This window comes from Paenibacillus sp. oral taxon 786 str. D14, assembly GCF_000159955.1.
Lineage (GTDB): Bacteria > Bacillota > Bacilli > Paenibacillales > Paenibacillaceae > Fontibacillus > Fontibacillus phoenicis.
On the sequence record NZ_GG695975.1, the window covers coordinates 183,849 to 191,799 of the forward strand.

Genomic DNA, 7,951 nt, shown 5'->3' on the forward strand with positions numbered 1-7,951 from the left:
CTACCACTTAGAGGGGCGTAGGCATTCTTGATAAAGTCAATCAATATAAAGGGAAATTTTTTAATTTTATTAAGTATTTCCTTTGTATCTGTTTCCTTATTTGTATACCAAGTAATACTAACAAGAATATATTCGGCACTTTTATCCTATCACTATACTTTTCTTATCACATCTTTTGCAATATGCGGCGTTGGTGTCGGAAGCGTACTTGTATATATGCAGCAGAAAAAGGCAAAAGAACCGGGTAAGATACAGAAGGTGCAAAGTATAGGTTATGCGGCTTTTTTGTTAGCCCTATTTTATCTCGTCATATTATCGGTGATCTATAAGCTGCCTTATATAAATAGTGTTTTAATCTATGCCCTGTTGGGAACCCTTCCTTTTGTAATAGGGGGATATTATATATCCCTTCTCTTCAGACTATCCGCGGGGATAAGCAATAAACTTTATTTTGCAGATTTGCTCGGCTCAGGGGTTGGGAGCGTAGTTGTACTTCTATTAATGAACAATTTAGGAATGTTCAGGTCTTCCTTGGTTATAGCTATTATTGCCTTATTGGCTGCGCTCAGCTTCTCGTTGTTAGCAAATTTTAAGAGGTTGATTGCTGTAACCATAGTTTCTCTCGTTCTATTATCTTCAGGTTTATTCGTTCCAGTTCAGTATATAAATTCGATCGAGAAGAATTTCAACGGTTTATTGACTAATCCAGGTAAAACGTTTGGGTTTTATCAATATGAAGGTGAGAATGCAGAAATTATATCTACGGAATGGAATTCATTCTCTAGGACTGATGTTATAAGACTACCGGAAATACCCGACTATATGGTGGTTACTATTGATGGAGCGGCTAATGCCCCAATGATGAAATATAACGGTGATTTAAGCAGTCTGGAGAAATATAAAAAGGAAACTGAGTTTTTACCTTTTTCGATAGGGAAGAATGATAAGTCTTTGATCATTGGGCCAGGAGGGGGAAGAGATATATTATACGCTTTAGCGGCCGGGAGTAAAGATATTACCGCAGTTGAAATAAATACTTCGAGCATTGACGCCGTAGAAAAGTACTCCGACTTTAACGGCAACATTTACAATTTGCCGGAAGTGAAGGTATATGCAGAAGATGGTCGGAATTTCGTCAGAAGGACGAACGATAAATTCGATACGATCTTTTTATCCTTAGTAATGACCAATGCTTCTCAAAGTGTGGGGTACGCTCTTTCTGAAAACTATATCTATACGGTTGAGGCAGTGAAAGATTATCTAAATAAACTGGAAAGTAACGGAAGAGTCGCCTTTCTTGCTCATGATCAAAACGATCTCGAAAAAATAGTGGCAACCTCCATTTCAGCTCTTACTCAAAGAGGAGTTCCCTTGAAGGAAGCACCAAAATACATCGCTATTTTAGCCAAAAATATGCCTCCATCAGAACATGGCGGTGATGCTGAACATATTCATTATCCTATTGTAATCATAAAAAATGTACCTTTTACAGAGAATGAGAGTAACCAGTTATTAGACAAGGCATTACAAGGCGGTAATACGCCGTTATTCCTTCCTAATATTTACGAGGAGGGGCCTTTAAAGCACCTGGAAGATGAGCACGATACTTTCAAACAATTCACAGCCAAATTTAGCAACAATGTGGTCCCGTCTACAGATGATAGTCCCTATTTCTACAATTTTGAGAAGGGTTTACCTACATCGTTGCTTAATCTTCTTGCTGCTGTTGGAATTGGGAGTGTGATTCTCTTTGTCCCGTTTTTAATAAGAAATCGGAACTTGAAGAGACCAGCACTTTACTTTGGACTTCTAGGTGCCGGATTTATGTTGATTGAAACACCGCTCATACAGAAATTTTCTCTTTACTTCGGTCATCCTGTACTTACTTTTAGCTATATTCTGGCGGCATTGCTGGTAGGAAGCGGGTTGGGAGGATACATGAGTAGAAATAAATCGCTTAACAAAATTCTGAAAAATGACTGTATACCTCCTCTTTTGGTTGTGGTAGTCAATATAGCATTAATACTGCTTTTAGTAAAAATGTTTCTCATCACGTCGGAGTGGAGCTTAGTTAATAAAATCATTGTTGCTTCCATATTAGTAATGATTCAAGGGTTCTTTATGGGGATTCCATTTCCAAGAGGACTAAAACGACTTGAGGAATCAGGTAAAGAGGACGCAATTCCGATGATGTTCGGCATAAACGGTGTTATGTCTGTAATGGGCTCGGTACTAGCGGTTATTCTCTCCATGAGCCTGGGGTTCAATGGCGCACTGCTCGTTGGCGGATTCATTTATGCTCTGATAAGCGTTATTAATAGACCCTAATTTTGAATAAGTGAGGTACGATTATTATGCATCTTTTGGATAAGAATGCGTACGGTCTCTGGGGATCCGTTCTATTTAACATCCTGTTTTTTGGTATGTTTGTATTTGCGGCATATAAGCCCCAAACGAAAAGGGAGTGGAGAACATTAGGAGCCTTCGCGGCATTTATAGTTGCACTTTTCAGTGAAATGTTTGGATTTCCGTTAACAATCTATATTTTAACTTCAGCTTTGGGGAGTAAATACCCGGTACTAGATCCGTTTACTCATCTTAATGGGCATTTATGGGTAGCCTTGGCTGGCGGTTCAACAACACTATACTCCATTCTCCACCCTCTCAGTAACCTACTTATATTTGCGGGGATATTGATTATTGGGATAGGTTGGAAAGGGATTCATGCCGGAAAGGGAGAGATGGTCACTAGCGGGATATACAGAATAGTACGGCACCCTCAGTACAGCGGTTTTGTGCTTAGTATCATTGGCTTCCTGGTGCAGTGGCCAACAATAATTACGATTTTGATGGCGCCTATCCTTTTAGTCATGTATACAAAACTTTCCAAAAGAGAAGAAAAACAAATGATAGAAGAATTTGGAGAAAAATATCTGGAGTATAAAAAAATAGTTCCGGCATTCATTCCGAGAAGATTATTAACTAGAAATGAAATTTCAGAAATTGCAGGGACATTTAGAAATAGGTAAGCCTATATTTTTTGTAATAGAAACTATGTATTAATATTGTATAAGGAGCTATTTATCGTGAAACTCTCCATAAAATTGATGATCATGTTTTCGAGTGTCATTTTAATTGTTGTCGTTTCATTAGGGGGATACTCGGCAGTAATGATGAAAAATGAGGTAACCCACCTTGCTGAGAAGAAACTCGCAACGAATGAAGCTATGGCCAAGGCATTGCTCAATGAAAAATATCCAGGGGAGTGGGAAATTAAAAATACCAAGTTGTACAAGGGCGAAACACTAATGGAAAATAATCGTCAAGCGGTAGAATCCATTAATAAACTGACTGGAGATAGTATCGTCATTTTTAAAGGTAAAATCAGCGTTGCAACTGCAGATGATTCCATGGCAAATAATGAATCGATGAGTTCCCTTGAAACCGAGGTTCAAAAGACGGTTTTGGAGAAAGGGGAAGCCTATCTTGGTTCTTCCCATAATGGAGAAGAACTTTCTTTATATGAACCGATAAGAAATAAGCAGGGCGATGTTATTGGAGCTTTTCATGTAAGTATGCCGAAAGAAATGTATGAGCATGCCTCCCAAAATTTTCGAAAAAGTATGATTTGGTTTGCCTTAATCGGTCTCTTAGTTTCCTTAATAGTTGCTGCTTATTTATCGGTCAGATTTGTACGGCCAATTCTCCAGATGACACATCTTATGGAGAAGGTTTCAGTTGGCGATTTAAGAGTAGATCTTCTGGTTTCTAAGTCTAGAGATGAGCTAGGTAGACTAGCTATTAGCGTCAATCAAATGGTGCGGGGGCTTCAAGAAATGGTACATTCCGTCAAAGAAGTTTCTATAGGTGTTCACCATTCTTCTCTATCTGTTGACGAGAAGACGAAGCAAATTGCAGAGATGGCTCTAGATGTGAACTCAAATGTCATACAAGTTGAATCAGGGGCGCTTAAGCAAGCTCAGGGAATGAATGCCAGTGCTAATGCCATGGATGATATTTCAGAAAACATTCAGCATATCGCCGAAACAACTTCCATTGTCGCACTAACTTCAAGTGAAATGTTGGAACATGCTGATCGGGGAAACCAGTCAATCCAAACAGCTGTTGAGGAGATCCATCAGCTTAATGAAACGACTCGCTTAATGGCAGATAGTATTAATGAGTTGTACCAGATGTCTGATAATGTTAGCAGTATAGCAGGAATGATTACAGAGATTTCCTCACAAACCCATCTATTGGCATTGAACGCAGCCATTGAGGCAGCTCGAGCAGGAGAGAATGGCCGAGGGTTTACGGTGGTCGCCGATGAAGTGAAAAAATTGGCTGAACAATCTGAGCGTTCTTCACATGAAATTCAATCTTTAATTGATACTGTTCAAACGAAGACAAGTGACGCTGCAGAAATGGTGGAGCTGGGACTCAAGCAGCTTGATCGAGGGATAAAAGTCCTACAGAAAGCAGGACAAGCATTCAGCAATATTGTCAATTCTGCTGGAGTTGTAGCTAAGCAAAATCAGGAAATATCTACGGCAACTCAGGAAATATCTGCTGGAATTGAAGAAATTGCCTCCTCATTTCAGACGGTATCTTCAATCGCCGACGAGACAGTAAAAAATGTCCAACACATCATGGAAGCGAGCCATTCACAAGTGAATAGAACAGAGGATATATCCGAAACTTCATCCAAAATGTTGGAAACGATCGAAAAAATGAGAAAGGCCGTTAATCAATTTCAAGTATAAATTTGGAGAAAGGACGAGCCAGTGAGTTATTTCTCACTGGCTTGTTATGCTATTTCAACACACTTCCCCCAAACAGAAAGCGCTTTTCCCATTGAGTGCCCTCAATTTTATCGATACGAACGCCGCCCGATTCTTTGGAATAAGTTTGCAGGATTTTCCCGTTTCCAAGATAAATTCCGTTATGAGTGATGCGGGCAGTGCTTTTATTAATTCCTTGGTAGTCAGAAGCTTTGCTGCCTCTGTAAGACATGAAGAACATAATGTCTCCACGCTTGAGGTTCTTCCAGTTTGTTGTATAGGTGCCGTTTTTCTTGATATAAGCTCCTTGAGTCCTCGAATTAGAAGGCAACCTGATTCCTGCTCCTTCCCAATAGGCTTGTCTTACAAAGTCGGAACAGTCGAAGGTTTTGGTATTGCTTCTGCTGGACCCGAACTCATAAGGAGTTCCTAAATATTTCATCCCTTTTGCGATAACATTTTCCCGCACGCTGCTTACTGTTGCTTTAGCTTGTGTAGGAATGTCGCTTGATGCATGAGTCGTCGGAGCTCCAAACGGACTCATTACGAGAGAAGCAGATACCATTAAAATTGCTAAAGATTTCTTCATGCTGAATTTCCTCCTGATGTTTTTTTGTGAAACTGACGTCATCCTAACACAGGATTTCAGGGTTTGTTTAGGCGTAATATTTGGAAGCGGAAAAGGTAATAATTAAACGGGATCTCCACGAAAACCACATACTTTCCACAAGCTTTTTGTTTAAAATGGATATCACCTAATAACTCTATTTAGAAAATAATGAGAATTTACAGGAGGCGCTTATGAAGAAACCAGTCCAACTCGGAGTAGCTTTATTAGTTACGGTGTTCATTTTATCGGCCTGCACCAATTCGGGAAACGACAATGCTGCTAAAGCTGAGAATACGGTTCAACCATCAAGTAATACAACTGTTTCCGAAGTAAAAGTCGTGACTCCATGGATTTCCTCAAAAAATACGACGCGGATAAACACGGATAATCCCGTGGAAGCGGCGGTGTCGGTATCGCGAACGTTATGGATGGCAACCAGTGATGATAACCGTCCAGGGAGTATTATTCTTACATCTGCTGATGATTGGCAGAATGCAGTTGTTAGTGCCGACTTGATCCATCATCCAAGCAATGGCCCGATTTTGTTTGTCAATCAGGATGGTATTCCTGAAGCTACTGCAAATGAGATGAAAAGATTAAAGCCGAAAGGCGTGGAGAGTAACGAGGGAATTCAAGCGATCTTGGTTGGTGATCTTGATCAAAAAGTTGAGGATCAGGCAAAGGAACTCGGGTTCAAAACGGACAAACTTGTAGCCGATAATCCTGCAGCTTTGGCTAAAGCCATTGATGCTTATTACGCTAAAGTAGCGGGTGAAAATCCTTCTTCCGTCATCATTGGATCGATGGAAAGTCTTGAGTATACAATGCCGGCCATCAACTGGATCGCTCATATGCCTGAGCCCCTGTTGTATGTCATGAAAGATGAGATACCGCAGGAAACCAAAGAAGCGTTACAAACCCGGGGAGGAAAGGCCAATATTTATATTTTAGGGCCTGAATCTGTCATTTCACAGAATGTAGCCAATCAAATAAAGCAATATGGCAAAGTGGTACGTATTGCTGGCGATGATCCATATGCTAACGCTGTTGCCTTTGCTCAATATAAGGACAAAGCAACCGGATTTGGTTGGGGAATTACAACACCTGGGCATAACTTTTCGTTTGTAAATCCAGAAAATCCGGGACTGGCTATTGCGGGTGCGCCTTTTTCTCACTTAGGCAAGCATGCACCGCTTCTATGGACAACAAAGGACAGTATGCCGGATTCGGTGATGTCTTACGTGATGTCTGTCCAACCCAAATATGAGAAATCTCCAACAGAGGGACCGTATAACCATGCCTGGCTAACCGGCTCTCAGGCATCCATTTCTGCTGAAGCTCAGGGGCAAATCGACACCATGCTGGAGATTGTATCGGCATCAGGGATGGATCATGGAAGTATGGGTGGAATGAACGGCAATACGGAGGATATGCCCGGGATGAACCACTAACCCGAAGAAAAGGCAAAAAGGCTGTATAGGATTGTTTAATATGATCCATGCAGCCTTTTTATTAAAAAAATGATGTTAGTATTAGGGAGCGAATCCGGCAATGTTACAGGCAGAAGATGTTGCAGAATGGTTGGCAGGCTGGGGGATAGGATCGTACGTCCTTAGCATCGTCCTCAATGTGGTCATCAGCATCTTAGGGGTAATTCCTTCCGTTTTTCTCACGATGGCCAATGTGTTAGTGTTTGGGGGAATCCCAGGTTTTTTCGTATCCTGGCTCGGTGAAATGGCCGGTGCGATTGTTTCCTATATGTTATACCGAAAAGGGGCACTCAAACTAGAGGAGAAGTATCTTTCAAAGAACAGAAGATTGTGGTTCCATCGTATACAACGGATGAGTACTCTTAGGCAGTTTCTCACGGTTTTGATCGCCAGAATCATTCCATATATGCCGTCCGCCCTGGTTACAGTCATGAGTGTAATAGCACAAGTACGTATCCCGATCTATCTCCTCGCTACAGGCATCGGAAAAGCCCCGTCCATTCTTTTAGAGTCTATGGCTGGCTATGGGTTTAAGATGATTGAAGACCAACGCGTCAAGACGGGTATTTCAATATTGCTACTATTTTCATTCTTTTTCATTCTCTTTATACCCGGAAAGTTCAGATCTAGGAAGTCGGATATTTAAACATTCGCCAAAGAAAGGATCGAAGGGGCTGAATTATTGACATGCCTAGTTTGGATACAGTACCGTCCACGCCTTACCACGACCATAATATCGGGTCGTGTTTTTTTATAAGTCCATAGAAATTGCACGCTTTCCACACGGTTTCTACACAATCACTCTTTACAATGAACATATCAAGTTATTGAAATGATAAAGGAGGAATACAAATGGATTGGTCTTGGCTGCTATTGTTGGCTTGTCCGTTAATGATGGTGTTTATGATGTTTGGAATGAAGGGGCATGGTCATGGACACGGCTCTCATTCGGAGCATTCAAATGACCGTGCGATGCAAGTACAGCTTGACGAACTAAAAGCGCAAAATGAGCAAATGAAGCAAGAAATTCAAAAATTATCCCGGTAAACCAATCCGAAGTTCAAATTAAC

The 7,951-nt window shown here is 40.9% G+C and carries 7 protein-coding genes; 6 read left to right on the forward strand and 1 reads right to left on the reverse strand.

Going from position 1 to position 7,951, the window contains the following annotated elements; all coding sequences use genetic code 11:
* Positions 1 to 27 precede the first annotated feature (27 nt).
* From POTG_RS10740 to POTG_RS10750, 3 genes are read left to right on the forward strand one after another with little or no spacing between them, the layout of a single operon-like run.
* Entirely contained in the window at positions 28 to 2,328 is a 2,301-nt protein-coding gene (locus POTG_RS10740) for a spermine synthase (RefSeq protein ID WP_009224850.1), read from the forward strand.
* Positions 2,329 to 2,354: 26 nt separating this feature from the next.
* Positions 2,355 to 3,029, forward strand: a complete 675-nt coding sequence (locus tag POTG_RS10745; protein WP_009224851.1) for a methyltransferase family protein — start codon at positions 2,355 to 2,357, stop codon at positions 3,027 to 3,029.
* A gap of 57 nt (positions 3,030 to 3,086) precedes the next feature.
* Positions 3,087 to 4,763: a methyl-accepting chemotaxis protein gene (locus tag POTG_RS10750; RefSeq protein WP_009224852.1), complete on the forward strand. Its 1,677-nt coding sequence runs from the start codon at positions 3,087 to 3,089 to the stop codon at positions 4,761 to 4,763.
* Between the two features lie 49 nt (positions 4,764 to 4,812).
* Here POTG_RS10750 and POTG_RS10755 read toward each other — a convergent pair whose 3' ends face one another.
* Positions 4,813 to 5,370: a C40 family peptidase gene (locus POTG_RS10755; protein ID WP_371859504.1), complete on the reverse strand. Its 558-nt coding sequence runs from the start codon at positions 5,368 to 5,370 to the stop codon at positions 4,813 to 4,815.
* Positions 5,371 to 5,582: 212 nt separating this feature from the next.
* On the opposite strand from POTG_RS10755, the gene POTG_RS10760 reads away from it, so the two are divergent.
* The 3 genes from POTG_RS10760 to POTG_RS10770 all read left to right on the forward strand — a co-directional run bounded on the left by POTG_RS10760 (position 5,583) and on the right by POTG_RS10770 (position 7,928).
* Complete coding sequence (locus tag POTG_RS10760; RefSeq protein ID WP_009224854.1) at positions 5,583 to 6,842, forward strand: cell wall-binding repeat-containing protein; 1,260 nt, start codon at positions 5,583 to 5,585, stop codon at positions 6,840 to 6,842.
* A 100-nt stretch (positions 6,843 to 6,942) separates the two neighbouring features.
* Positions 6,943 to 7,527 (forward strand): TVP38/TMEM64 family protein, encoded by a 585-nt coding sequence (locus POTG_RS10765; protein ID WP_009224855.1) that lies wholly within the window; start codon positions 6,943 to 6,945, stop codon positions 7,525 to 7,527.
* Between the two features lie 206 nt (positions 7,528 to 7,733).
* On the forward strand, positions 7,734 to 7,928 hold the full coding sequence (locus POTG_RS10770) for a DUF2933 domain-containing protein (protein ID WP_009224856.1): 195 nt from the start codon (positions 7,734 to 7,736) through the stop codon (positions 7,926 to 7,928).
* The last annotated feature ends 23 nt before the right edge of the window (positions 7,929 to 7,951 follow it).